Below are 25161 nucleotides of genomic sequence, written 5' to 3' on the forward strand. Positions count from 1 at the left end.
GCCGGCGCCCGGTCAGTTCAGGCGCAGCAGGTCCGGCCACACGCGAGACCACGGTGCGCGCGGTTGAGCGCAGCGCCAAAGGGTGACGTGGCGGGTGACGCCGGGGAACCCGAGCCGTGCGTCGACGCGTCCGACCGGCGTCACCTCGGCGCATGATTCGCGCACTTCCGGCTCGGCGCCGCCGACCCACAGGACCGTGCTCGCCGTGTCCGGCGGGGAGCCGAAGTAGCCGAAGCCACGGTTCGGGCTGTAGACGGCGGGCAAACCGTATTCGGCGCGGTACACATCCAGAGCGGCTGCCTGCCAATAGGAGTCGGCGATCACCACGGCCGACGCCCGTTCCGGCTCCGGTAGCGCCTGGTAGGCGGCCGCCACCTGGGTCGCGAGCTCCGTCCAACCGAAACGTCCGTAGACCGCGATCTCCAACCCCGCCTTGGCCTGGGTGTCGACCGGCTCGATATCTGTCTCCGTGCGTAAGGGCAGCGAGTACACCAGCAGCGCGGCCGACACCGCGACCAGCGGGGCGGTGACGATCATGCGCGAGCGGCCCCAGCCGTTCGTCCAGCGCACCGCACCCACTGCGATCAGCGCGCCGTAGCAGCCCGCCGCGTAGTACGGGCGTCCGTTGGTCGCGATGAAGATCACGGCCAGCACCAGCGGCAGCAGGCCGAGAAACCGATAGGGCCGCCAGGAGTCGGCCCGCCACAGTGTCCACACCCCGTAGACCAGCAGCAGCCCGCCGAGCAGCCCGGCCGAGGCGAGCGCAAGGGGCAGCCAGCTATAGCGGCCGCCGATCGTGGCCTGTTCCTCGGCGACCACACTTCCGAGGCCCAGCTGCGGCCACCCGTGCGTGGCCTGCCACAGCAGACTGGGCACCGCGGTCACGACGACGAGCGTCGCACCCCACCACAGGGCGGGGCGGCGCAGCAGCTCCCGCGGCCCGTACATCGCCACACCGAGCGCAAGCGCGATCCAGAAGAACGGAATCAGCCATTTGACTTGTATGTCCACCGCGGTGACCACCGCGGCTGCCAGCAGCAGGCCGTCGTGCCGCATGCGGACCCATCGGATCACCAGCCAGCTCACCGCTACCCACAGTGCTGTGTCGATCGTATTGGTGGCCAGCTGATCGCCCTGTACCAGTAGGAACGGTGAGGTGGCGTACGCCGCCGCGGCCAGTACCTGCGCTGCCCTGGTTCCGCCGAACTCTCTGGCGATCTGCGCGGTGATCACCACTGCGCCCACGGTGATGAGCACCGCCGGAATCCGTTGCGCCACCAGCGAACCCGGGGCGAGCAGATCCATCAGACGGGCAATCGCCGGCACCAGCGGCCCCTGGTCGGCGTAACTGACCGCAAGCCTGCGCCCGGCGGAAACGAAATACAGTTCGTCACCGAAGAATCCGTACCGGCCGATCGAGACCAGCAGCGCGAGCGCCGCGAGCGCCGCCACCGCGCCCACGCCGCCGAGGGCGAAGGGCGGCAAGGGTTCTCGGGTATCGGTCTCCCGCGTCTCGGTGTCCCGCACCTCAGTCATTGCTCCCCGCCTTTCGTGTCGCAAGATCGAACAACCTGGCTATGTGCGCCGAGTACGCGTCCATCTCGAAACCCGGTTCCCGGACCGCCCGTGCGGCCGCACCGTCGATGGCGTCCCGAATAGACTTCGCCATCAGCAGCGGATCGAACTCCCCGAACTCCCCGATGCGCTGCCCCTCGCTCATGATGTCGACGAGGGGAACGATGATGTCGCGCTCGCCATCGGCGGAGGCGAACCTCGGATGACCTTCCGCGTCACGAAGATTCGTCACCACGTCGATGAGCGCGGCCACGTACTTCGTGTTCGTGTCGATGAAGGCCAGGTTCGACTCGATGTAGGCGAGCAGACGATCGCGTGGGCCGACCGCCGCGGCGACCCTGGGTGCGATGTACTGCGCGGCAGAGACGTACAGCTGGATCACCAGCTGCGTCATCAGGTCGTCCTTGCCCTCGAAGTGGTAGGAGATCACGCCTTTCGAGATCCCCGCGTGCTCGGCGATTCGCGCCAACGACGCGTTCCCGTACCCGACCTCGGAGATCACCTCCACCGCCGAGGCGATGATCTGCCGCCTGCGCGCCTCCTCGATGAACGACAGCTTCTGGCCGGTCGGTCGATTTTCTGGCCGCACGGCCAAATTTTAGCACGTGCGGGCAGCCCCGGGCTTCCTGAGCTCATGGCGGCGTGAGCCACCGTCGAACGGCGCTGGTTGCAGCCGTCCCCGATCATCCGACTCGACACACTCACCACCGACCCCAGCCCGGAGGCCAGGTACCAGGCCGCCGAGGCGATCGAGTCGGCCTTCGTCGCATTGCTGCAACGGTTGCCTCCGCGGGCCGCCTGCCCTGCCTCGACCGCTCCCCTACCTGAGCCGCGCAGTCGGCGACCCGCACGGTCCCCCGAATGACGAAGGGCCGCGTCTCCGGCTTGCGAGACACGGCCCTTCGGGTCGACAGAATCTTACAGGTACTGACCCGTATTCGACTCCGTATCGATGGCGCGGCTGGCACTGGCGTTCTTGCCGGTGACCAGCGTGCGGATGTAGACGATCCGCTCGCCCTTCTTACCCGAGATGCGTGCCCAGTCGTCCGGATTCGTGGTGTTGGGCAGGTCCTCGTTCTCGGAGAACTCGTCCACGATCGAATCGTAGAGATGCTGGATGCGTAGACCCGGGTTGCCGGTGTCGAGCACGGCCTTGATGGCGTACTTCTTGGAGCGGTCCACGATGTTCTGGATCATGGCGCCGGAGTTGAAGTCCTTGAAGTACAGGACCTCCTTGTCACCGTTGGCGTAGGTGACCTCCAAGAAGCGGTTGTCCTCGCTCTCGGCGTACATCCGATCGACGACCCGTTCGATCATCGCGCGGATGCACAGCCCCTTGTCGCCGCCGAACTCGGCCAGGTCGTCCTCGTGCAGCGGTAGGTGCTCGGTGAGGTACTTCGAGAAGATGTCCTGGGCCGATTCCGCGTCCGGACGCTCGATCTTGATCTTCACGTCGAGGCGGCCGGGCCGGAGAATGGCCGGGTCGATCATGTCCTCGCGGTTGGAGGCACCGATCACGATCACGTTCTCCAAGCCCTCGACGCCGTCGATCTCCGACAGCAGCTGGGGCACCACCGTGGTCTCCACGTCCGACGAGACGCCCGAACCACGGGTGCGGAAGATCGAGTCCATCTCGTCGAAGAACACGATCACCGGAGTGCCCTCGGATGCCTTCTCGCGAGCCCGCTGGAAGATGATCCGGATGTGGCGCTCGGTTTCGCCCACGAACTTGTTCAACAGTTCGGGACCCTTGATGTTGAGGAAGTACGACTTGGCTTCCTTGGCATCCTCACCACGCGCCTCGGCGATCTTCTTGGCCAGTGAGTTGGCCACCGCCTTCGCGATGAGCGTCTTGCCGCACCCGGGTGGACCGTAGAGCAGCACGCCCTTCGGCGGACGCAGCGCGTATTCGCGGAAGAGATCCTTGTGCAGGAACGGAAGCTCCACCGCGTCTCGGATCTGCTCGATCTGCCGACCGAGACCACCGATATCGCTGTAGCCGACGTCGGGCACCTCCTCCAGCACAAGGTCCTCGACCTCGGCCTTGGGGATACGCTCGAACGCGAAACCGGCTTTGGTGTCCACCAGGAGCGAATCGCCCGGCCGTAGCTTGCGGATGGGGGAATCGGGGTCGTCCAGGTCATCGACCTCGGCGACCTTGGCCAGCGGACCCGACAGCCACACCACACGCTCCTCGTCGGCATGGCCGACGACCAAGGCGCGACGACCGTCGTCGAGGATCTCCCGCAGGGTACCGATCTCGCCGACCGCGTCGTAATGCCCGGCCTCGACGACCGTGAGCGCCTCGTTGAGGCGGACGGTCTGACCGTACTCGAGCGTCGAGGCCTCGATATTCGGTGAACACGTCAACCGCATCTTGCGCCCCGAAGTGAACACGTCGACCGTCTGATCGTCGTACACGCCGATCAGAACGCCGTATCCGCTCGGTGGCTGACCCAGCCGATCGACCTCCTCGCGCAGCGCGACAAGCTGCTGGCGCGCCTCCTTGAGAGTGTCCATCAGCTTCGTGTTGCGAATGGTCAGCGAATCGATGCGGGCTTCCAATTCCCGTGTGCGATCCGGCGAATCGGCGAGTTGCCTTCGGAGTGCAGCCGCCTCGGCGCGTACTGCCTCGAGCTCTCTCCAGGCCGCCGAATCCGAATTCTCGATGGGGCTCATGTGCTGCTCCTCCCAGTCCCGGTCTATCAACGCTACCGGTCGCGGCCCATTCTCGCTTTCCGACATGATTTCGTGGTGATCACATCTGGGCGGCGATCAACGGCCGAACGACCATGTTAGCCTGCCCTAACCCGTACCAGGCGAGCGCGCTCGCCAACCGAGCCGAAAGGTTGCTGACGATGCTCCTTCCCGCCAGAACTTTGCGCGTTTCCGTGGTCACCGCCGCAGCGGCACTGGCCCTTACCGCCGGCCTGGCGGCCTGTGGCTCCGACGACGACTCCAGCACCGCGACGACCAGCAGCACCGCCACGGCGAGTACCCACAGCCACGGCGACCAAGCGGCGGGCGCGCCGACGGCCGAGACGCTGCAGGCGATTCTGGTGAAGCTGGCCGATCCGAACGTCCCCACGGCCGACAAGACGAAGCTGATCGTCGACGGAGAGAAGCGCGCCGCCAACATCGACCAGATGAACGCGGGCCTGCACGGCTACACGCTGACCTTCGCGGTCGCCGACATCACCACCCAGGGCACCATCGCGAACGCGCAGGTGACCATCAACTCCCCGCACGGCGCCGCACCCGCCGTCCCGATGACCTGGGAGAACGTCGGCGGCACCTGGAAGCTGTCGGACGCGAGCGGCTGCCTGATGCTCGGCTTCGCACAGGCGCCCTGCGTCCCGGCCTGAGCCGCACCCGATCGGAGGCGAGTGTCGGTGTCGGCCGGACCGGCGGTCGCCCTGCACCGCTCAGCCCTTCGAGGGCCTGCGCTGCGGCTTCGGGGTCACCGTGCCCTCGGCGAGCCTGCGGGCGCTGACCAGGAAGGCGGTGTGGCCTTGCATGCGATGATCGGGGCGCACGGCGAGGCCGACCACATGCCACGGCCGGACCAGCGACTCCCAGGAGCGCGGTTCGGTCCAGCACTCCTGCTCACGCAGCGCCTCCACCACCTTGGACAATTGCGTAACGGTCGCCACGTAGACGATCAGGACACCGCCGGGGACGAGTGCCTTCGACACGGTGGGCAGCGCATCCCAAGGCGCGAGCATGTCCAGCACGGCACGGTCCACCGGCTCTCCGCTGTAATCGGCGACGTCACCGATGGTCAGCGACCAGTTGGCCGGACGTTCGCCGAAGAACGTCTCCACATTGCGGACGGCGTGCTCGGCGTGGTCGGCACGGATTTCGTAGGACACGACCTGCCCCTGTGGCCCGACCGCGCGCAGCAGTGAGCAGGTGAGCGCGCCGGACCCCGCGCCCGCCTCGAGCACCCGCGCGCCGGGGAACATGTCGCCCTCGTGCACGATCTGCGCGGCGTCCTTCGGGTAGATCACCGCCGCACCGCGCGGCATGGACAGCACGTAGTCGATCAGCAGCGGACGTAACGCAAGGTACGGTGTGCCATTGGTCGACTGCACCACGCTGCCCTCGTCGGCACCGATCAGGCTGTCGTGCTTGATGCCGCCGCGATGGGTGTGGAACTCCTTGCCCGGCTCCAAGACCACCGTGTACAGGCGCCCTTTGGCATCGGTCAGCTGCACCCGGTCACCGATGGTGAATGGCCCGGTCCGTCTGGCCGTCATGAATCTCCGTTCCGCTGGTTCGAATCGTGCTGCCGTGCACCGGCGTGTCGGTGCCGCCGGATAGCCTGCCAGGTATGTCCTCGCCCGTGTCCACGCCCCCTGCCGACGACGCACAGGCATCCGAGCCCGACGCGCGGGCAGGCCGCGCGCGGCCCGCGCTTTCTCCTTCGCGGGCAATGGATTTCAAGCAGTGCCCGTTGAAATACCGGTTCCGGGCGGTCGACCGGATTCCGGAGCCGCCGTCGCGGGACGCGGTGCGTGGCACAGTGGTACACGCGGTGTTGGAGGATCTGTACGGGCTGCCGGCGGTCGAGCGCCTGCCCGAGCGCGCCGACACGCTGGTGCCGACGGCTTGGGCCCGGGTACGCGCCGAGCGACCGGAGGTGGCCGAGCTGCTCACCGACGACCAGCTCGAGGCATTCCTCGGCGAGGTGCGCGCGCTGATCCGGCGTTACTACCGACTGGAAGATCCGACCGGCTTCGACCCGGAATCGCGGGAGGCTCGGGTGGAGGTCGAACTCGCCGACGGCGCGCTGTTACGCGGCTTCGTCGACCGAATCGATATCGCGCCGACCGGTGCGCTGCGGGTGGTGGACTACAAGACCGGCCGCGCGCCGGGACCCACGCAGGAGACCAGGGTACTGTTCCAGCTGAAGTTCTACGCGCTGGTCCTGCTGCGCACCCGCGGTATCGTGCCCGCCCAGCTGCGGCTGATCTACCTGGCCGACGAGCAGATCCTCACCTACGCCCCCGATGAGGAGGAGTTGCTGCGCTTCGAGCGCACATTGTCGGCGCTGTGGACGGCCATCCTGGATGCCGGCCGCACCGGCGAATTCCCGCCCAACCCGAGCTGGCTGTGCTCCTACTGCGACTACAAGCCGCTGTGCCCGGAATTCGGCGGCACACCGCCGCCCTACCCGGGCTGGCCGATCGGTGGCACGGGCGAGCCGCCGGAGCAGACCCTGGCGGACGCGGTATCCGAATGAGCGGTTAGCGGCCGGTCGCGACGACCATGAAATCCAGTGCGGAGCCGTGGGATCCGATGATGGCGAGCGCGGCGATCAGAACCGCGACACCGACCCCGTCTCCCACGATGATCAAGAGGTTTCGCATCCGCGGCCATGCGGGGTGCGGCTCGGCGCCGTCCACCCCGATCCGGCCACACACCTTCGATCGCGTTGCGGCCTTCTCGTCGTTGATCTCGTCCGACACGACCGACAGTCTCCCCTACGAACCGGGAAGTTTCGACCGGACACGCCACATCGGCCTCGGCAGAGAGGCCTTTCCCGAACGCTGCGAACCAGAGCCCCGCAAGAGACCGGACGACCCCGTGTGCGGACACCGAACCGAAGACAGCATCGCGCTCAGACGGTGCAGTGGTGGAACACCAGGATCGAGAGCCCGAGGCCCACAAGCAGCTTCACGACCGCTGTCGAGGCGGACATCACGACCGGCTGCCTGCCCGCCTCGCGCAGAGAACTCCAGACCGCGCGGTAGCAACACCCGATCAGCGGGCACGCCGATTGCGTTCAGCGCGAGCCGATCACGCGAACAAGGCGGGTCGGACGGTCAGAATGCGCGGCAGGAACGGATGTCGGTGGCCAGGATGGCTTTCGCGCCCAGGTCGGCCAGCTGGTCCATCAGCTCGTTACCCTGGTTACGTGGCACGAGGGCGCGTACCGCGACCCATCCGGTATCGGCCAGCGGCGCCACAGTCGGCGACTCCAGCCCCGGGGTGATCGCGAATGCTCGGTCGAGGAGGTCCTTGGGGCAGTCATAGTCCAGCATCAGGTACTGCTGGGCGAAGACGACGCCCTGGACGCGGGCGACGAGCTGATTGCGGGCCCGGTCGCGCTGGTCGGCGTCCTTGGCCTCGATGAGCACGCCCTCGGAGTCGCACAGCGATTCGCCGAACGCGACCAGGTTGTGCTGGCGCAGGGTGCGCCCGGAGCCCACGACATCGGCGATGGCGTCGGCGACACCGAGCTGGATAGAGATCTCCACCGCACCGTCCAGGCGGATCACCTCGGCCTCGATGCCCCGTCGCCGCAGATCGCTCAGCACCAGGTTCGGATAGGAGGTCGCGATGCGCTTGTCGTAGAGATCCTCGACCTTCCACTCTGGTCCGGCGGGCGCGGCGTAACGGAAGGTGGAGCGTCCGAAGCCGAGCGCGAGCCGTTCCTGCACGGATGCGCCGGAATCCAGGGCCAGATCGCGGCCGGTGATGCCGAGGTCGAGTTCGCCGGAGCCGACGTAGATGGCGATGTCCTTGGGCCGCAGGAAGAAGAACTCGACCTGGTTGGCCGGGTCCAGGACAGTCAGGTCACGCGAATCGGTGCGCTTGCGGTACCCCGCCTCCGCGAGGATCGAGACGGCGGATTCGGACAGGGCGCCTTTGTTGGGGACTGCGACACGCAGCATGGGGGAGTCCTTTCGGAGGAGAAACCGGGATCGAAACGGCCGTCACAGATGTCGGTACACGTCTTCGAGGTTCAGCCCGCGGCCCACCATCAGCACCTGCACCCAGTACAGCAGCTGGGAGATCTCCTCGGCGAGCGACTCGTCGCTCTCGTGTTCGGCGGCCAGCCACACCTCACCGGCCTCCTCGAGCACCTTCTTACCCTGGCTATGCACGCCGGCGTCCAGCGCGGCAACGGTTCCGGACCCAGTGGGGCGGTTGACCGCACGATCCTGCAGCTCGGCGAACAGGGTTTCGAAGTTCTTCACGATGAGCCATTGTTTCAGACCCGTATGCGGGCCTGTTGCTCCGGCCCACGATGGACGCTACGCCACCGCCCGGCTTTCCGCGCTGATACTCGAAGTGCGAAAACCGGGCGGTGTGCCGTCAGCTTCCGGCCAGCAGCGCCTCCAGGTCGGCGACCGCGGTGCGGAGGTGATCGGCGAACGCGTACATCTGGTCGGCGACCGGCGTCGGGGTGGCCAGGTAGAGGTTCCAGCGGTCGGGGAGCAAGACGTAGGCGACACCGATGCACCGGGAACTGGTGGAGCCGAAACCGAAGTAGCGGATGTTGACCGACGGCGCCGAACTGGTGCTCAGGTAGTCGTCGCGCAGGATGGTCCAACCCGGGCTGTCGTAGAGCGGGAGAGGGTCGATGACGCCCAGTTCCGCACCGCGGCGGCGCTGGATCCACTGCAGCTCCCACAGGTGCTGTTCCGGCGCGTCGCCCACCTGACATTGTTTGGCCCGCTCCACGTGCGCGCTTGCCGCCGTCCGCGCGGCCGCGCGCTTCGACTCGGGGTCCGAGTCCGGGTCCTGCATCGTGTCCACGAAGGCGACCATCTCCGGGGTCACCACCCGCATTGCCTCGGTGCGGCCGTTGCGGTACTGCCTGGTCGCGATGGACTCGTAAGTGGCGCCGGTGAGTCCCTTGCTGCGCCGGTGGGCGAGCTGGTAGCTCAGCTGCGCGAACGCGTCCGGGGAGATGCCGAGTTGCTTGGCGCGGGCGGTGCCGAAGTCGGGGAACGTCACCGTCTGCGTGGCGTTCTCCGCAGCGTAACGGGCGAAAGCGGCACCCGCCGCGGCGATGTCGGCGCGCTGCGCCGCATTCAGCACGAACTCGATCGGCTCGACTGCGGGCAGGCCCTGCGCCTGCGCTGCGGACCGGGCGGCGTGCTCCGGTACCGAGGTTTCCAGCAGCGTGTCGACGAAGGACAGAATGGTGGTGCCGTCCAGCCCGCAGTGTTCGACGTTGATGCCCGCCTGCCCGTCGCCGAAGACGATGAACGACACCGACTTGTCGAACCACCGGTTCGCGCTGTCGCCGTGCAACAGCTGATCGCAGGCGTGCAGCTCGTCGCGCGGGGTGAAGTCCTCGAGACAGATCGCGAACAGCGCGGTCTCGACAGCGTCCAGCGCCGCGACGTTCACCGGTTCGGTCGAGAGCGTCTGCCTGCTGGCCGCCCATTCGGCGCGGGCCTTGGTGGTGAGGTGCCCGACGGCGGTGTCGGTGCGGGCCGGCCGCGCGCCTGCCTTCAGCACCGCACGCAGCCCGTCGGCGAGATCCTCCGGCGAGTACGGCGCACCGTCCGGGCCGATCACGTCCATCCGGAACATGCTGCCGCGGAAGAACACTACGATGTGCCTGGCCTCGGAGTGGCCCGGCCACTCGTCGCTGTAGGGCACCCGCACGGTGTCCTGCTCCACACCGGGGATCCGGGTCTCGGAGAACAGATACTTGTTCTGCCACATCGACAGTTTCTGCCCGCGGTGGGTCACCGGCGGGATGGCCTCCTGGTCGAGGGCCAGTTTGTAGTCGACGGCGGCGGAGATTATTCCGGACGCGCGGTCCACCTGTGTCGCGGCGGTGGACGTGGCCAGCGGCGTGTCGTCGCGGAACAGGAAGAAGAAGTTCGCGTTCAGCGCGATCCGGTCCCTCCTGCCCAGATACCGCGACGGCCAGAACAGATCCAGCCAGCTGCCCACACCGGGGGTCGCATCGTACTCCGCGAGTGCTGCCTGCAGCGTGCGACCCGGTCCGTCGGCCCGCAGCAGGTCATCGACCGCGGCTCGGGTAGTGGCGAGTTCGTCGGCGGTCAGCAGCGGCGCGCACCACTGCAGGAACCGGCCGCAGCTGTCCTCCAGCGTCGGCAGGGGCACCCTGGGTAGGTGGTCGTCGGCGGCGAAGGTGCGTTCGGTCAATGCGGATCCTCGATGTCGGCGTGGTGTTTCGGCAACGGCCTGGAGAGATACAGATTGGCGTAGAGCCAACCTCCATCCTCCCAGCCGGTGATGTCGATCCCGTTGACGGACAGGGTGTTCAGCACCTGGGCCTGTTCGGCTTCGGAGGCGAACCTGCGCTGCTGATACAGCCCGGGCGCTTGTTCGGTGCGGTAACCGAGTGCGGCGAGTTCCGCCGCGATCGGCGCGAAGTCGAACATGCGCAATACGAAGTGTGCCATCCAGGGTCGCCTGCGCGGATGCGCGGTGGCGACGCGGACGAGAGTCTTCTCGGTGACGTAGCCGACGCAGCCGGTGGAGACGACCAGGTCGGCGGTGGCCAACAGCGCGCGTTGCTCCTCGGTCGGCTCACCGGACTCCAAGTCGGCGTGCACGACGTCATCCAACAGCCCGGCCTCGTGCGCATAGTCCAGGGCGGGGCGGGCAACGTCCATGCCGAGGAAACGGACGTCGGTAAGGCCGGTGCCCGCGTTCACCCGGGCGCGGTCGCGCCGGATGAGCCCGGCCCGGTCGGCGTCGGCGTCGGCGTAGTGGTCGGCCAGCTCGGGCACTGTGGTGTCGAAGCGCAGCAGCGCGGCGTTGACGCCGTAGGAGCAGCCGATGTCCAGGACGGTCGGTGCGGTGACCCGGGCGGAGGCGCGGTATTCCCGAATCTGCTGCTGAAAGAACGGTTTCGCCAGTTCCGGAATGCGGTAGTCCAGCTCGGACATGCGCGTGTAGTACGCGCGCGGATCGGGGTGGACGTAGATGTCGTCGAAAGACGCTTTCCCGGTTGTGTGTAACGGAACTGGCACTGTCGGTCCTTTCGGGTCGAGCTCGGTCAGTCGAACCGCTCGGCTCAGTCGAGCAGTCGATCGCCCCGGACCGGGTCGGCGGCGGCCAGATGGTGGGGCAGCACGCGGCCGAACAACTGCCGAGTACGTTCCACCGTGCCGACCATCCCGGGGCGCTCGGTATAGGCAAAGATCGCCGAATGCCGCTGGCGCGCACCGTCGACGGGTGATACACGGTGCAGCGAGAAACGCCCGCGGAACAGCTGCAGGTCACCGGGACGCAGCTGGAGCCGCTGGACGAAACGCTTACCCGAGCCGGTGAGGACGGCGCGCACATAGTCGAGATTTTCCGTCTCCGGTGTGCGAATGTTGGGGCAGTACTCGAAAATTCCACCGGTCTCCGCAGTCTGGGTCACCATGGAGACGGTGAATTCGTTGGTATCGAAATGCCAAGGATGCGACATTCCCGGCGCGACGACGTTGAGGCACAGTCCGGCGAGGGGATCAGCGAACTCGTGCAGTTCGGAAAGGCCGAAGCAGTCCGCGATGAATCGTTGGAACGGCTCGGCAGTATAGAGCCGATGGATCAGCGCATCGGCCGGGATGCGGTCGCGCGGCACGAAGGCGTTGCCGCGCTCCAGCACAATCCGGCCCGGATGATCCTGTGGCAGTTCGGTATCCAACGGAATGTTGTAGGCGTTGACTCGCTCGACCTGATAGTACGCGTGTGGCGCAATCCGCTCCCCCTGCGCGCGCAGCAGGTCGATCAGCTCCGACCGAATGAAACCGGGCAGTACGGTGCAGCCGCTGTCATCCAGGTCCGCGCGGGCGCGGCGCACCGCCGCGCGCAGGGTGGCGCCCTCCGGATTTCCGAGGGAATATCGTGCGGTATCTACGATCTCGTCGAGCACACCCAACGCTGCCATGGCGCCATTTTCGTGTAGCGTGCGTCGACACGCCCGAGATTCGGCGAGATTGCCGGTGATCACCGTCACACCTATCAGCTGCGCTCACCCCGGTTGCGGCACAGTAACTCTCGGCAGACCGAGGTCGGGAGTGTCGTACCCGGCGGCTCGGTCGCGTACCAGCAGCACGCGCTCTAGGTCGTCGGCGCTCAACCCGACCAGCGAATCCCGGAAGACGCGTCCGGGCGCGTCCGGTACCGGAATCTCGCACGGGACGACCAGCACCGCGCAGCCCGCGGCCTCGGCGGCGCGGGTTCCGGTCGGCGAATCCTCCACGGCCACACAGTGTCGCGGGTCCAGACCGAGTAACTCGGCGGCGCGCAAGTAGACGTCCGGCTCCGGTTTGCCCTGCTGCACCTCGTCGCCGCAGACCGAGACGCCGAAGAAGTCGCGCCCGAGAGTGTCGAGCCCGAACTCCGTCAGCGACCGCTTGGTGTTGGTGACCAGCGCGCTGCGCAGACCGGCCGCGCGCACCATGGCCAGCGCGTCTTTCGCACCGGGCCGCCACGGGATCGGTCCCGTCATCAGCTCGGTCACGCGCCGATCGAGGAACTCCCCCGCCGCCCGCAGCGCGCCGAGTGTCGGCTCGATACCGAGACCGGTGAACATGATCCGCAGCGCGTTCGGACCGGACGCGCCGATCAGCGCGTGCCGGATCGCATCGGTCATCTCGTGTCCGTGCTCGCGCGCAAGTTCGCGCACCGCGATATCCCAGAGCTTCTCCGAATCGAGCAACGTGCCGTCCATATCCCAGAGCACTCCGGCCAGTCGCGCTGTCACGTTCGGTGCGTCTCCTCTGTCTCGTCTGCTGATGGGGCGGCCGGAAGAAGTCCGTCCGCAGCCCCGCGCCGGGCCGAGCCAGGCGAGGCAGCCGCACAACTGGCGCAGCCGGAAGAAGTCCGTCCGCAGCCCCGCGCCGGGCCGAGCGAAGGCGAGGCAGCCGCTCAGGTGCCCGATGCGGCGATCTGTAGCCTGCTACTGTCCCCGACGACCTCGATCCACCGATTCTCCGAGGTGGTCGTGCCGTTCTTCAGGGTATAGGTCAGCGCGACAACCGCCCGGTTCGCCCCGCTCGGCGTGACCGCACCCACGCTTACCGAGCGAATCGTGCCCCAGAAGCTCACATAGGAGTCGTAGCCGGTCTGCGCCTGGTACCCGGGAGATAGCTGAGACCAGGCGCCGGACACGTTGCCTGGCAGCATGCCGTAGTAGCCCTGGATGAAGGAGCCGAGCCGGTCGGGCGACGCCGGGCCGGACGGGGTGGTGGTGATGGTGGCCGATGTTCGACTCGACGTAGTGGGTTGGCCCGAGTTGCTCGGCGTGGCCGATGCGGAACCAGGTCCGGAAGTGGCGGTCGAGGCCACGGTAGTTGGCGCCGGGGTCCCCTCGGGGACGGGCCCGACCGCGTTCGCCGCGGGCGGCGAGCTCTCGGCATGCGAGGCCGGGGGCACGACCGACGATGCCGCCGCGGTGCCCCCCTCGTCACGGTTTCCGGCGGTCATCGTCGCAATGATTCCGGCCACGATCAGCACAACGACCACCGCACCGGCGGCGGCCAGCGCTGCTATCCGGCCGCGTTCGGGTCGGCTCGTTCCGCCGGACAGGGTCGCGCTGCCCTGCGGCTGGATGGGCGGCTGAGCGGGAACCGGTTGGGGTGCAATCGGACCCGCGACGACTGCAGGCACGACCGCGGTGGCGGCAGTATCACTCGGGCTTCCGGTCGACCCGGCGGCGCCCGACTGCGGAAGAATCGCCGTCGTGCCTGGCGCGCCGGGCGCGGGCATCACCTTGGTCGGTGCCGGCGGCGCCAGTCCCGGGTCCCGGCCCGCAGCAACGGCTTCCAACGCCTCCTTCGCCTCCCGCATGGTCGGGCGGGCATCGGTGGCCGGGGCCAGCAGACGCATCAGCACCGGTCCGAGCGCGCCCGCGTTCTCGGGCTCCTCGACCTGTGCCCTGGCCACCGCGTGCAGTACGGCGAGCGGGTTGTCGCCCGCACCGAACGGCGGTCTGCCTTGCACGGCCGTGTACAGGGTCGAGCCGAGCGCGAAGACGTCGGAGGCCGGTTCCGGATCCTCGCCGCGCGCCACCTCCGGCGCCAGATAGGCGGGCGTCCCCGCGAGAAAGCCGGTGGCGGTGACTGTCACATCGCCGACGGCGCGGGAGATGCCGAAATCGGTGATCTTCACCGTGCCGTCGTCACCGACCAGCAGGTTGGCCGGCTTCACATCCCGATGCATGATGCCCGCGTCGTGGGCGGCGGCCAGCGCGGACGCGGCCTGAGCGCCGATCTTCGCGACCTCGGCGGGGGCCAGCGTGCGCTTGCCGGACAGCTTGGCCGCCAGGCTGGGCGCGTCCATGTACTCCATGACCAACCAGGGCTGGCCGTCCTCCTCCGCCACGTCGAAGACGGTGATGGCGTTCGGATGGTGCAGCCGCGCCGCGATTCTGCCCTCGCGCATGGCACGCGACTTCGCCTCCAGCGCCGACGAACGCGACAGGCCAGGACCGAGCAGCAACTGCTTGACCGCGACAGTGCGCCGCAGCCGGACGTCGGTGGCTCGCCAGACGACTCCCATGGCACCGGCGCCGATCGGATCCGTGAGCCGGTATCGTCCCGCGATCAATCGATCCGCAGTCATGGTGGTGTGCCTCTCCTACTTACGCGCCTAGCCGTCCAGCATTCAGCGCGCAAGCCAGGAAATCTCCAAAAATCCCACGCGCCGAGGTGCTTAGCACCCCCAAAGCAGCGACACGAACGCATCCGCCGACTGCTCCGGATGCAGTTGCAACGCTTCGACAATGGCACACCGACCCGACAGACATCCACCTTGCGGCGCGGGCACCGGCGATCCCCCAGGTCAATGCCGCGCGCCCGCGCGCCGTGTCGCGGCCTCCGGGAGCCGGATTTCCGCAAATCACACTATATGTCCAGGTAGCCGAGGCCCTTTTAGCGACCGAATTCCGCTACGCCGCATGGTGAACACCGTCACAATGACACGACCCGAGCGGGTGGTCTTCCGGCCCGGCAACGCGACGGTTCGGAGCGCCTTCCCTCGATTACCAACCGCTCGCTCTGTGACGCGCGAGATCGCATCTGCGCCCAACTCCACCGCCAGCACGGTGATCGTGACGATGTAGCTCAGACTTCACGCGTCAGAGAGATCGACGCTTGTCCGGACTGCAGCGATATTCGCGGAGTTCGGCCAGCAGCGCCAGGTGGTCAACACTCCAGGGCCGCTACCCGTAGGGCTCGATCTTGACGACGTACTCGAGGTCTTTGATTCGTTCGGCCACTTCGTACGAAGAGAAGACGACCAGTCGATTGGCGCCGCCGTCCTCGACGACCTCGCCGTCGGTGGTGTCGAGCCAGTCGAAGAACTTCACCCGAGCCGCCGCCGGAGCGGCACCGCCGCCGAAGTGCCTTGGATCCAGAAGGATCAGGTATCTGCGATGTTGCGCTGACATGGAGCCCTCCTTCGCTCGCCCTGGAGAAACCGTGCAATCGGATTGCTCGCCGCCCTGCCGGCAAGGTGATCCCGCCGTGGGGTCGGCTCGGCGGGCATCGGCGAGGTGGGCCTGGTGCCGCGCCGGAGGTACCGATGACGCGGGTCTGTGAAGACGAACAGACCCGACAGAGACAGGTCGACGCGCGTACAGCCGACCGGGTCGATATCTACGGTGCTACAGCAGGAGGATAGGGGTAGGGGTGCCGGGCGCAGGGGTCGCAGCAGGTGGAGGCAGCGGTCGCCAAGATCCCGAGCTCAGGCGTTGAAGTACTTCGCTTCCGGGTGCAGCAGGACGAACGCGTCGGTGGACTGCTCCGGATGCAGCTGAAGCTCCTCGGACAGCACCACGCCGATGCGATCGGCCTCGAGCAGATCGACCAGCTTCACGCGGTCCTCCAGATCGGGGCATGCCCCATAACCGAAGGAGTACCGGGCGCCCCGGTAGCCGAGCTTGAAGTACTCCAGCACGTCCGCCGGATCGGAGTCGGCGACCGCGCTGCCGTCGAGAACCAGCTCTTCCCGGATGCGGCGGTGCCAGTACTCGGCCAGCGCCTCGGTGAGCTGGACGCCGATGCCGTGCACCTCGAGATAGTCGCGGTAGCTGTCGCCCGCGAACAGCTCGTTGGCGAAGTCGGCAATCGGCTGCCCCATGGTGACCAGTTGGAACGGCAGCACGTCCACCTGACCGGTTTCCTGTGCGTAGGCCCGCGACCGGATGAAGTCGGCGATGCACAGGAACCGATCGCGCTGCTGGCGCGGAAACGCGAATCGATAGCGTTCCGGCGCAGCGGGATCCGGCTCGGTGAGCACGACGACCTCGTCGCCCTCGGACACCGCCGGGAAATACCCGTACACCACTGCGGCGTGCTGCAGCACGCCCTCGGTGCTCAGCCGGTCCAGCCAGGCGCGCAGCCGCGGCCTGCCCTCGGACTCCACCAGCTCCTCGTAGCCGGGCCCGTCGCCGCCGCGCTGTCCGCGCAGTCCCCACTGCCCGAGGAACAGCGCCCGCTCGTCGAGCAAGCCCGAATACTCATGCAGTGCAAGACCTTTCACCACGCGAGTACCCCAGAACGGCGGCACCGGCACCGGCAGGTCCACCGCGACATCGGAGCGCTCGGGCACCATAACGGGCACCTCGGCCGCCTTGCGCTCCGCAGCGATCCGCTTGGACCGCTCATGGCGCGCCTTACGCTCCGCGGCCCGCTCTCGCTCGGCGATGGCCTCCGCGCTGGCCGGATCGGGGCCGCCGCCGCGCTTGCGAGTCATGATGTCGTCCATCAGCCGTAGGCCCTCGAACGCGTCTCGCGCGTAGTGCACGTCGCCCTCGTACACCTCGGTGAGGTCGTTCTCCACGTACGAGCGGGTGAGCGCCGCCCCGCCCAGCAGCACGGGGAACTGCTCGGCCACACCCTTGGCGTTGAGCTCTGCCAGGTTCTCCTTCATGACGACGGTCGACTTCACCAGCAGGCCGGACATGCCGATGACGTCGGCCTTCTTGTCCACCGCTGCGTCGAGGATGGTCGCGATCGGCTGCTTGATACCGAGATTGACCACTTCGTAGCCGTTGTTCGACAGGATGATGTCGACCAGATTCTTGCCGATGTCGTGCACGTCGCCCTTCACGGTGGCCAAAACGATGCGCCCCTTGCCGCTGTCGTCGGTGGCCTCCATGTGCGGCTCCAGGTACGCCACGGCGGCCTTCATCACCTCGGCGGACTGCAACACGAACGGCAGCTGCATCTGGCCGGATCCGAACAGCTCACCCACCGTCTTCATCCCGGACAGCAAGGTCTCGTTGATGATCCGCAGCGGCGGCACCTCGGTCATGGCCGCGTCCAGATCGGCCTCCATGCCGTTGCGCTCGCCGTCGACTATCCGCCGCTCCAGCCGATCGAACAGCGGAAGCGCGGCCAGCTCCTCGGCGCGCGAGGCCTTCGACGACGCGGTCGATACACCCTCGAACAACGCCATCAACTTCTGCAGCGGGTCGTAGTCCTCGCTGCGACGGTCGTACACCAGATCCAGAGCGGCTTCGCGCTGTTCGTCGGGGATCCGGCTCATCGGCAGGATTTTCGAGGCGTGCACGATCGCGGAATCCAAACCGGCCTCCACACATTCGTGCATGAATACCGAGTTGAGCACCTGACGTGCCGCCGGATTGAGGCCGAAGGAGATGTTCGACAAGCCCAGTGTGGTCTGCACGTCCGGGCGGCGGCGCTTCAGTTCGCGGATGGCCTCGATTGTCTCGATGCCGTCGCGGCGGGACTCCTCCTGGCCGGTGCCGAGCGTGAAGGTGAGTGTGTCGATGATGATGTCGCTCTCCCGCAGGCCCCAGTTGCCGGTGATGTCGGCGATCAGGCGCTCGGCGATCGAAACCTTCTTCTCCGCGGTGCGGGCCTGGCCCTCCTCGTCGATGGTCAAGGCGACCACCGCGGCGCCGTGCTCGGCGACCAGCCGCATCGTCTGCTGGAAGCGAGATTCGGGACCGTCGCCATCCTCGTAGTTCACCGAGTTCACCGCGCAGCGGCCGCCGAGGTGTTGCAGACCGGCCCGCAGCACCGGCGTCTCGGTGGAGTCGAGCATGATCGGCAGCGTCGACGCGGTGGCAAGCCTGCCGGCCAGCGCCTCCATGTCCTTGGTGCCGTCGCGTCCGACGTAGTCGACACACAGGTCGAGCATGTGCGCGCCGTCACGGGTCTGGTCCTTCGCGATGTCCAGGCACTTCTGCCAATCCTCGGCCAGCATGGCGTCGCGGAAAGCCTTGGAGCCGTTGGCATTCGTGCGCTCTCCGATCATCAGGACCGAGGCGTCCTGCTCGAAGGGCACCGCCGTGTACATGCTGGACACGCTCGGCTCGTGCGCCGGCTCGCGCCGCTCGGCGATCGGCGGCAGACTCGGCTCCACCTCGCGCACCGCGGCGGTGACCTGGCGGATGTGTTCCGGGGTGGTGCCACAGCAGCCGCCGACCAGGGCGAGCCCGAACTCGGAGACGAACCCGCTCAGCGCGACCGCCAGCTCTTCGGGCGTGAGCGGATACACCGCGCCGTCGGCGCCGAGCACCGGAAGACCGGCGTTCGGCATCACCGACACCGGCACCTGCGCGTGCCGCGACAGATGGCGCAGGTGTTCGCTCATCTCGTCCGGGCCCGTCGCGCAATTCAGACCGATCATATCGATGCCGAGCGGCTCCAGCGCGGTCAGCGCCGCGCCGATCTCGCTGCCGACCAACATGGTCCCGGTGGTCTCCACCGTGACGTGCGTGATGATCGGGATCCGGCGTCCGAGCTTCGCCATCGCCCGGCGGCTGCCGGTCACCGCGGCCTTCACCTGCAGCAGGTCCTGGCAGGTCTCGATGAGGATGGCGTCGGCGCCGCCGTCGAGCATGCCGAGCGCGGCCTCGGTGTAGGCGTCGCGCAGCGCGGTGTATGGAGCGTGGCCCAGCGTGGGCAGCTTGGTGCCCGGCCCCATCGAACCGAGTACATACCGTGGCGTACCGTCCGCGGACGGGCCCATGTCGTCGGCGACCTCACGGGCCAGCCGCGTGCCGCGCTCGGACAGATCGCGAATCCGGTCCGCGATGTCGTAGTCGGCAAGGTTGGGCAGGTTGCAGCCGAAGGTGTTGGTCTCGACCGCCTCGGCGCCCGCCTCGAAATAGGCGCGGTGGATTCCGCGCAGCACGTCGGGGCGGGTCTGGTTGAGGATTTCGTTACAGCCCTCCAGCCCGCGAAAATCGTCCAGCGTCAGATCTGCGGCTTGCAGCATCGTGCCCATCGCACCGTCACCGATGACAACGCGGCGGCGTAGCGTGTCGAGTAGCGTGGTGTCGAACTCGGCGGGGATGGGCGCAGACATGTGATCAGCGTAGTGGGCAGGGCGGACGATCCAGCCCACGGCGTCGTGGCTCGGTGTCCTACGCCACACCACCGCTCCGCGGCAGGTGGGGAACACGCCGCCCCATCCGGCCGCCATACGACACGCCACCTCCGCTCACGCCGTAGGCTGACCGAGTGAACGCCAGTGAAACTCCCGATCCGGAACTGCCGACGTTGCGGGATCCGGTGCTGGTCGCCGCCTTCGAAGGCTGGAACGACGCCGGTGACGCGGCCAGCGGCGCCGTCGAGCATCTGGAACTGATCTGGGATGCCGAACCGCTAGCCGAACTCGACTCCGAGGACTACTACGACTACCAGGTGAACCGGCCGACGGTGCGCCAGGTCGACGGTGTGACCAGGGAAATCCAGTGGCCCTCCACGATGCTGTCGGTCTGCTCGCCGCCGGGTAGCGACCGCGATGTGGTGTTGCTGCGCGGCATCGAACCGAACATGCGCTGGCGCAGCTTCTGCGGCGACCTGCTGGAGTTCATCGAACAGCTCGGGGTGCAGACCGTCGTCATCCTCGGCGCGCTGCTGGCCGACACCCCGCACACGAGGCCGGTCCCGGTGACTGGCTCCGCCTATAGCAAGGAGGCGGCCGAGCGGTTCAATCTGGAGCAGACCCGCTACGAGGGACCGACCGGCATCACCGGCGTGCTGCAGGACCAGTGCGTGAAGGCGGGCGTGCCCGCGGTGTCGTTCTGGGCCGCGGTGCCCCATTACGTCTCGCAGCCGCCGAACCCCAAGGCAACGATCGCGCTGCTGCACCGGGTCGAGGACGTACTCGATATCGAGGTGCCGCTGGGCGAGCTGCCCAAGCAGGCCGAGGACTGGGAGACAGCCGTCAACGAGATGACCGTCGGCGACGACGAGATCAGCGAGTACGTGCGCTCGCTGGAGGAGCGCGGCGACGCCGCGGCCGACGTGAACGAGGCGATGGCCAAGATCGACGGCGACGCCATCGCAGCCGAGTTCGAGAAGTACCTGCGCAGGCGGGGTCCGGGCAGCTTCGGACTCTGAGCTTGTCGCGCGGCGTCGACTTCGGTTCCGGCGACCGCGCATCGCCGGTTCACCGGAAGTTCGCCGGGGGGCCACCTTCGGGCCGGGAAACGTCCGCCACCTACACTTCCGCCGGTGACCGTTCTCCCGATCGTCGCGCATCTCCGCGGCTTCGACGACCGGATCGCCGTCCAGTGCTCTCGACCGAGCCCGGCGAGCGTCACCGCGGCGAAGTCGGTGTGGGATGGTCCGCAACAGGTTACTTACGCGCAACTGGCGGCGCTCGTCGAGGGCTACGCGACCGAGCTCGGACCGACGCCGCGCCTCGTCGCGCTCGCGGCGCGCAACGACCTCGCCTCTCTCGTCGCGTATCTGGGTGCGCTCAGCGCCGGTTGCGCCGTGCTGCTGGCCTCCGAGATCACCGGAGAGTTGCGGGCGACCTACGATCCGGACGTCGTCGTCGAGGCGGGCCGCACCGACGTGGTTCGCGAGATCTCGGCGCATCGCCTGCACCCGGATCTCGCGCTGCTACTGAGCACTTCGGGTTCCACCGGCTCGCCGAAACTGGTCCGGCTCTCGGCAGCGAACCTGCACGCCAACGCCACCGCCATCGCCGAGTACCTGTCCATCGGCCCGAACGACCGCGCCGCGACAACGTTGCCGATGTTCTACTGCTACGGGCTTTCGGTGGTGCACAGCCACCTGCTGCGCGGCGCGAGCCTGCTGCTCACCGAACGGTCGGTACTCGACCACGAGTTCTGGCGCGAGTTCCTCGACTACCGCGCAACATCGTTCGCCGCGGTGCCGTACACCATCGATCTGCTCGACCGCATCGGTTTCGCCCGCATGACTCTGCCCGACCTGCGCTGCATCACCCAAGCGGGCGGCAGGCTCCCGCCCGGACGGGTTCGCGAATACGCCGCGCTCGGCAAGCAATCCGGCTGGGATTTCGTAGTCATGTACGGCCAGACCGAGGCGACCGCGCGCATGGCCTATCTGCCCGCGCATCTGGCGACCGAGCATCCGGATTGCATCGGAATCCCGATTCCCGGAGGCGAATTCACCCTCGAGCCGCTAGAGGATGCCGACGACGGGTCCGACGCGCCGTGCGAGCTGGTCTATCGCGGCCCCAACGTGATGATGGGTTACGCGCAGTCCGCGCGTGAGCTCGCGTTGGGTCGCACCGTCGAGGCACTGCGCACCGGCGATCTTGCCCGGCGCACTCCCGAGGGGCTGTATCAGGTGCTGGGCAGGCGCAGCCGGTTCGCCAAGATCTTCGGCCTGCGGGTCGACCTGCAACGCCTCGAATCCGGCCTCGCCGCCGCCGGATTCACGGCCTGCTGCGCCGACGACGACGAACATCTGGTCGTGGCGGTCGAGGCTCCGGCGTCCGATCCGACCGAGACCGCGGCGCGGCTGGCCGGGCTTCCCGCCGCGGCCGTCCGGATCTGTCCGGTCGAGCGGATGCCGCGGCTGGCCAACGGCAAGCCCGACTATCTTGCCATCCGGCGGCTGGCCGAGCCCGCCGCACAGGTCCGTGACCTCCGCACCCTGTACGCCGACACACTCGGGATCGATCCCGTACTGATCCGCCAGGACAGCACGTTCGTCGACCTCGGTGGCAACTCGCTCACCTACGTGAACACCGCGGCGCGGTTGGAGCGCGCACTCGGCCGCCTGCCCGGCGACTGGCCGACCACAACGGTCGCGGAACTGGAGCGGATCCCCGAGGGCCGCACGCGGTTCGGGCGCTCGCTCGACACCGGGACGCTGCTGCGCGCCATCGGCATCGTGCTGATCGTCGGCTCGCACGTCGGCCTGTTCGTGCTGTGGGGCGCGGCACACGTGCTGCTCGGCGTGGCGGGATTCAACTTCGCGCGGTTCGCGGTGACAGCGGCGCCGCGCGCCGAACGACTTCGCCACACACTGCGCACCGTAGCGCTGATCGCGGTGCCGACCGCGGCATGGGTGGCGCTCACCCTGGTGGCCGGCGATTATTACGGCTGGCAGAATGTGCTGCTGCTCAACAAGCTTCTCGGCCCACACGACAGCGCCACCGCCGGGCACCTGTGGTTCCTCGAGGTACTCGTCTACTTCATGATCGTGGCCGCGCTGGTGATCCGTATCCCGTTGGTGGACCGGCTGGAGCGGCGCGCGCCCTTCTGGTTCGCGATGGCGCTGGTCGCCGTGAGCATCGTGTTCCGCTACCAGGCATTCGGTTTGTACCCGTCGAAGGATGTGCCGTTCTCGCGCCTGGCCTTATGGCTATTCGCGCTCGGCTGGGCGGCGGCGAAGGCGACGACGGCGTGGCAGCGGTTGATGGTCGGTGCGGCCGTGCTGGCCACGGTGCCCGGGTATTTCGGCGTTCCCGATCGGGAACGACTGATCATGGCCGGCCTGCTCGTGCTGGTGTGGCTGCCCGCGATCCGGGTCCCCGCGCTCGTCGCCGTCGGCGCCGCGGTACTGGCCGATAGCTCGCTATTCGCCTATCTGCTGCACTGGCAGGTGTATCCACTGTTCGGGCAGCGCCGAGTCGCGGCGTTGCTCGCGTCCCTCGTGGCCGGTGTGGTCGCGACGAGGATGGTAACCGGTCTACGGCGCTGGGTTCCCCGCGGTGCAGGGCAATCCTGTCGCTGCGATCAGGTCTCGATGGTCCAGACCCTGGCCGCCGCCTCGTGGGCCAGCTTCGCGATCAAGATGTCGCGCGGAATCGTCTGGCCGGCAAAGTGATCAAGTGATGGAACCACCACGTGGTGTGCGTCGGCACGCTTGAGCTCGGCCGTCAGCTCGGCGAACGCCGTACCGTCACCCGCTGTCGATTCATGGAATGTTGCGGCGAAACATAGCCCTTCTTCGCGGGCGAGGCTGCTCATCGCATCCTCGAGCTGTTTGCTGTTGCCATCGGCCAGATCGTCACGCAAGTATCCATAGATCAACGCTTCCACCCGAACCTCCGTTGGATTGGGATCGCTGTTCTCTTATGTGGATCCACCCGACTTACGGTGTTATTGCGCCTCCTACCAGAGTAGATGTACGGGCACCTGCTCTTACATGTGGGGCGGGCAAACTCTCCGCTTCCATCTTCAGCATGCACAACGCCACAGTGCGAATGTAGATGTCAACCCGGTGACATCGCTCTGCCCTAATGCGGCCATCGAGCGTTAACTGGTGCGATACTACAGACGTGGCCGCTGCTGACGATCGACCCGTCTGGGCTGTTCGAATGCGTTCCGAGCGCGACGCGAGGGGGTGGTCACAAGCCGACGCCGTCCGCGTGATGCGCGCGAAGTCATCGAGCAATCTGCCGACCGACAGTACGCTCCTACGGAACTGGCGCCGCTGGGAATCGGGTGAGTCACGCCCGGATGATTTCTACGCTCCGATCATCGCCGCCGCGTTCGACACGGTTACCGCGGCATTCTTCCCCAAGGCCAGGCCGAACCGGGACGACGAACTGCTTTCCGCCACCGGCATGGACACCGTGGAGTTCCTCGGCAGACTACGCATTTCGGACGTTTCTTCCGTGACGCTGGAGGCCATCCGGATCACCGCCGAGCGCCTGTGCTGCGAATACTCCAGCGCCGACCCGCATGAACTGCACGCCGAGGGCACCGCCTGGCTGCGCAGGATCACTTCGTTGCTGGACGGACGCCTGACGCTGTCCCAGCACCGCGAAATCCTCGTCCTCGCAGGCTGGGTCGCGCTGCTTGTCGGATGCGTCGACTTCGACCTGGGCCGGCGGACTGCCTCCGAGGCGACGCGCCGTGCCGCGTACTCACTGGGGCAGGAGGCCGAACACGCCGAGATCACCTGCTGGGCCGCGGAACTGGCGGCCTGGTCCGCGCTCACCCAGGGCAACTATCGGGGTGTCATCGACACGGTCGACCCGATGCTGGAAGTAAGCCGGAGTCTGCGGGTCGGTGTCCAACTCACCGCCCAGCGTGCCAAAGCCTGGGCCAGGCTCGGCCAACGACGGGAGGCGGAAGCCGCACTGGCGGACGGCCGGGCGATCCTGGAGCGACTCGATCATCCGGCGAATCTGGACAACCATTTCGTGATCGACGCGCAGAAGTTCGACTTCTACGCGATGGACTGCTGCCGAGTGGCAGGCGAGGATCGATTGGCCGAATCCTACGCGCGCGAGGTGATCCGGAACGCGACCCGCGCCGACGGTTCCGTACGCAACCCGATGCGGGTCTCGGAAGCGCACTTGACCCTGGCCGTGGTCGCGGTCCGTAACCGCGATCTGGAACTGGCGCTGGACGAGGGCATGCGTGCCTTCGCGGGAAAGCGGCGCTCGTTGCCCTCGCTGGTCTGGATCGCGGGCGAGACCGCGCGCGAGATGATCGAGCGCTACCCCGGCGACCCACGTACTCAGGTGTATATGGACCAGCTGCGTTCGCTGTCTATTGAGTGAGCTGCCACCGAAGCGTCGGCGAATGGCGACGAACTGGACGCAGCCACGCCGAACACCGGAGCATCGCGTGGGCGGCGATCGGCCCGCTACTACCCT

The 25161-nt window shown here is 67.5% G+C and carries 20 protein-coding genes; 5 read left to right on the top strand and 15 right to left on the bottom strand.

The window, feature by feature from the left end:
- Window positions 1-12: 12 nt before the first annotated feature.
- From AB4Z47_RS03975 to arc, 3 genes are all read right to left on the bottom strand, one after another.
- A complete protein-coding gene (locus AB4Z47_RS03975) occupies window positions 13-1536 on the bottom strand; it encodes an ArnT family glycosyltransferase (RefSeq protein WP_441947890.1) in 1524 nt (507 codons plus the stop codon).
- Window positions 1529-2164 carry a TetR/AcrR family transcriptional regulator gene (locus AB4Z47_RS03980; RefSeq protein ID WP_441947891.1) on the bottom strand — a complete coding sequence of 212 codons (636 nt, stop codon included), beginning with the start codon at window positions 2162-2164 and terminating at the stop codon, window positions 1529-1531. The genes AB4Z47_RS03975 and AB4Z47_RS03980 overlap by 8 nt, the downstream gene beginning before the upstream one ends.
- 329 nt (window positions 2165-2493) lie before the next feature.
- Window positions 2494-4254, bottom strand: a complete 1761-nt coding sequence (gene arc / locus AB4Z47_RS03985) for a proteasome ATPase (protein ID WP_441947893.1) — start codon at window positions 4252-4254, stop codon at window positions 2494-2496.
- A gap of 179 nt (window positions 4255-4433) precedes the next feature.
- On the opposite strand from arc, the gene AB4Z47_RS03990 reads away from it, so the two are divergent.
- A complete protein-coding gene (locus tag AB4Z47_RS03990; RefSeq protein WP_441947894.1) occupies window positions 4434-4940 on the top strand; it encodes a hypothetical protein in 507 nt (168 codons plus the stop codon).
- 60 nt (window positions 4941-5000) lie between these two features.
- On the opposite strand, the gene AB4Z47_RS03995 is transcribed toward AB4Z47_RS03990, so the two are convergent.
- Window positions 5001-5834: a tRNA (adenine-N1)-methyltransferase gene (locus AB4Z47_RS03995; protein WP_441947896.1), complete on the bottom strand. Its 834-nt coding sequence runs from the start codon at window positions 5832-5834 to the stop codon at window positions 5001-5003.
- 74 nt (window positions 5835-5908) lie between these two features.
- On the opposite strand from AB4Z47_RS03995, the gene AB4Z47_RS04000 reads away from it, so the two are divergent.
- Window positions 5909-6820, top strand: a complete 912-nt coding sequence (locus tag AB4Z47_RS04000) for a RecB family exonuclease (protein ID WP_441947898.1) — start codon at window positions 5909-5911, stop codon at window positions 6818-6820.
- 4 nt (window positions 6821-6824) lie between these two features.
- Here AB4Z47_RS04000 and AB4Z47_RS04005 read toward each other — a convergent pair whose 3' ends face one another.
- From AB4Z47_RS04005 to metH, 10 genes are all read right to left on the bottom strand, one after another.
- Window positions 6825-7046 (bottom strand): hypothetical protein, encoded by a 222-nt coding sequence (locus tag AB4Z47_RS04005; protein ID WP_441947899.1) that lies wholly within the window; start codon window positions 7044-7046, stop codon window positions 6825-6827.
- A 357-nt stretch (window positions 7047-7403) separates the two neighbouring features.
- Entirely contained in the window at window positions 7404-8255 is an 852-nt protein-coding gene (gene hisG / locus AB4Z47_RS04010) for an ATP phosphoribosyltransferase (protein WP_441947900.1), read from the bottom strand.
- A 42-nt stretch (window positions 8256-8297) separates the two neighbouring features.
- Window positions 8298-8579: a phosphoribosyl-ATP diphosphatase gene (locus AB4Z47_RS04015; RefSeq protein ID WP_441948043.1), complete on the bottom strand. Its 282-nt coding sequence runs from the start codon at window positions 8577-8579 to the stop codon at window positions 8298-8300.
- A gap of 100 nt (window positions 8580-8679) precedes the next feature.
- Window positions 8680-10494 carry a choline/carnitine O-acyltransferase gene (locus AB4Z47_RS04020; protein ID WP_441947902.1) on the bottom strand — a complete coding sequence of 605 codons (1815 nt, stop codon included), beginning with the start codon at window positions 10492-10494 and terminating at the stop codon, window positions 8680-8682.
- Complete coding sequence (locus AB4Z47_RS04025) at window positions 10491-11327, bottom strand: class I SAM-dependent methyltransferase (protein WP_441947904.1); 837 nt, start codon at window positions 11325-11327, stop codon at window positions 10491-10493. Before AB4Z47_RS04025 ends, AB4Z47_RS04020 begins: the two co-directional genes overlap by 4 nt.
- A gap of 44 nt (window positions 11328-11371) precedes the next feature.
- Window positions 11372-12232: a HalD/BesD family halogenase gene (locus AB4Z47_RS04030; protein WP_441947906.1), complete on the bottom strand. Its 861-nt coding sequence runs from the start codon at window positions 12230-12232 to the stop codon at window positions 11372-11374.
- Between the two features lie 84 nt (window positions 12233-12316).
- Window positions 12317-13051, bottom strand: coding sequence for an HAD family hydrolase (locus AB4Z47_RS04035; protein WP_441947907.1), 735 nt, complete (start codon window positions 13049-13051; stop codon window positions 12317-12319).
- Window positions 13052-13215: 164 nt separating this feature from the next.
- Window positions 13216-14910 carry a protein kinase domain-containing protein gene (locus AB4Z47_RS04040; RefSeq protein ID WP_441947908.1) on the bottom strand — a complete coding sequence of 565 codons (1695 nt, stop codon included), beginning with the start codon at window positions 14908-14910 and terminating at the stop codon, window positions 13216-13218.
- Window positions 14911-15508: 598 nt separating this feature from the next.
- Window positions 15509-15736: a hypothetical protein gene (locus AB4Z47_RS04045; protein ID WP_441947909.1), complete on the bottom strand. Its 228-nt coding sequence runs from the start codon at window positions 15734-15736 to the stop codon at window positions 15509-15511.
- Window positions 15737-16032: 296 nt separating this feature from the next.
- Window positions 16033-19629 (bottom strand): methionine synthase, encoded by a 3597-nt coding sequence (gene metH, locus AB4Z47_RS04050; protein WP_441947911.1) that lies wholly within the window; start codon window positions 19627-19629, stop codon window positions 16033-16035.
- Between the two features lie 155 nt (window positions 19630-19784).
- Here metH and AB4Z47_RS04055 point away from each other — a divergent pair, with 155 nt between their 5' ends.
- Window positions 19785-20669: a PAC2 family protein gene (locus AB4Z47_RS04055; protein WP_040779604.1), complete on the top strand. Its 885-nt coding sequence runs from the start codon at window positions 19785-19787 to the stop codon at window positions 20667-20669.
- 114 nt (window positions 20670-20783) lie between these two features.
- A complete protein-coding gene (locus tag AB4Z47_RS04060; protein ID WP_441947913.1) occupies window positions 20784-23378 on the top strand; it encodes an AMP-binding protein in 2595 nt (864 codons plus the stop codon).
- On the opposite strand, the gene AB4Z47_RS04065 is transcribed toward AB4Z47_RS04060, so the two are convergent.
- A complete protein-coding gene (locus tag AB4Z47_RS04065; protein ID WP_441947915.1) occupies window positions 23288-23593 on the bottom strand; it encodes a hypothetical protein in 306 nt (101 codons plus the stop codon). The genes AB4Z47_RS04060 and AB4Z47_RS04065 overlap by 91 nt on opposite strands.
- Before the next feature lie 278 nt (window positions 23594-23871).
- Here AB4Z47_RS04065 and AB4Z47_RS04070 point away from each other — a divergent pair, with 278 nt between their 5' ends.
- Window positions 23872-25065, top strand: coding sequence for an XRE family transcriptional regulator (locus tag AB4Z47_RS04070; RefSeq protein WP_441947917.1), 1194 nt, complete (start codon window positions 23872-23874; stop codon window positions 25063-25065).
- Window positions 25066-25161 lie beyond the last annotated feature (96 nt).

This window comes from Nocardia sp. 2TAF39, assembly GCF_052114905.1.
Lineage (GTDB): Bacteria > Actinomycetota > Actinomycetes > Mycobacteriales > Mycobacteriaceae > Nocardia.

What these genes read in the sequence shown, in the direction of transcription:
- AB4Z47_RS04070 (WP_441947917.1), top strand. Translation starts at nt 23,872, where the DNA reads ATGCGTTCCGAGCGCGACGCGAGGGGGTGGTCACAAGCCGACGCCGTC.
- arc (WP_441947893.1), bottom strand. Translation starts at nt 4,254, where the DNA reads ATGAGCCCCATCGAGAATTCGGATTCGGCGGCCTGGAGAGAGCTCGAG.
- AB4Z47_RS03995 (WP_441947896.1), bottom strand. Translation starts at nt 5,834, where the DNA reads ATGACGGCCAGACGGACCGGGCCATTCACCATCGGTGACCGGGTGCAG.
- AB4Z47_RS04045 (WP_441947909.1), bottom strand. Translation starts at nt 15,736, where the DNA reads ATGTCAGCGCAACATCGCAGATACCTGATCCTTCTGGATCCAAGGCAC.
- AB4Z47_RS04000 (WP_441947898.1), top strand. Translation starts at nt 5,909, where the DNA reads ATGTCCTCGCCCGTGTCCACGCCCCCTGCCGACGACGCACAGGCATCC.
- metH (WP_441947911.1), bottom strand. Translation starts at nt 19,629, where the DNA reads ATGTCTGCGCCCATCCCCGCCGAGTTCGACACCACGCTACTCGACACG.
- hisG (WP_441947900.1), bottom strand. Translation starts at nt 8,255, where the DNA reads ATGCTGCGTGTCGCAGTCCCCAACAAAGGCGCCCTGTCCGAATCCGCC.
- AB4Z47_RS04030 (WP_441947906.1), bottom strand. Translation starts at nt 12,232, where the DNA reads ATGGCAGCGTTGGGTGTGCTCGACGAGATCGTAGATACCGCACGATAT.
- AB4Z47_RS03975 (WP_441947890.1), bottom strand. Translation starts at nt 1,536, where the DNA reads ATGACTGAGGTGCGGGACACCGAGACGCGGGAGACCGATACCCGAGAA.
- AB4Z47_RS04040 (WP_441947908.1), bottom strand. Translation starts at nt 14,910, where the DNA reads ATGACTGCGGATCGATTGATCGCGGGACGATACCGGCTCACGGATCCG.
- AB4Z47_RS03990 (WP_441947894.1), top strand. Translation starts at nt 4,434, where the DNA reads ATGCTCCTTCCCGCCAGAACTTTGCGCGTTTCCGTGGTCACCGCCGCA.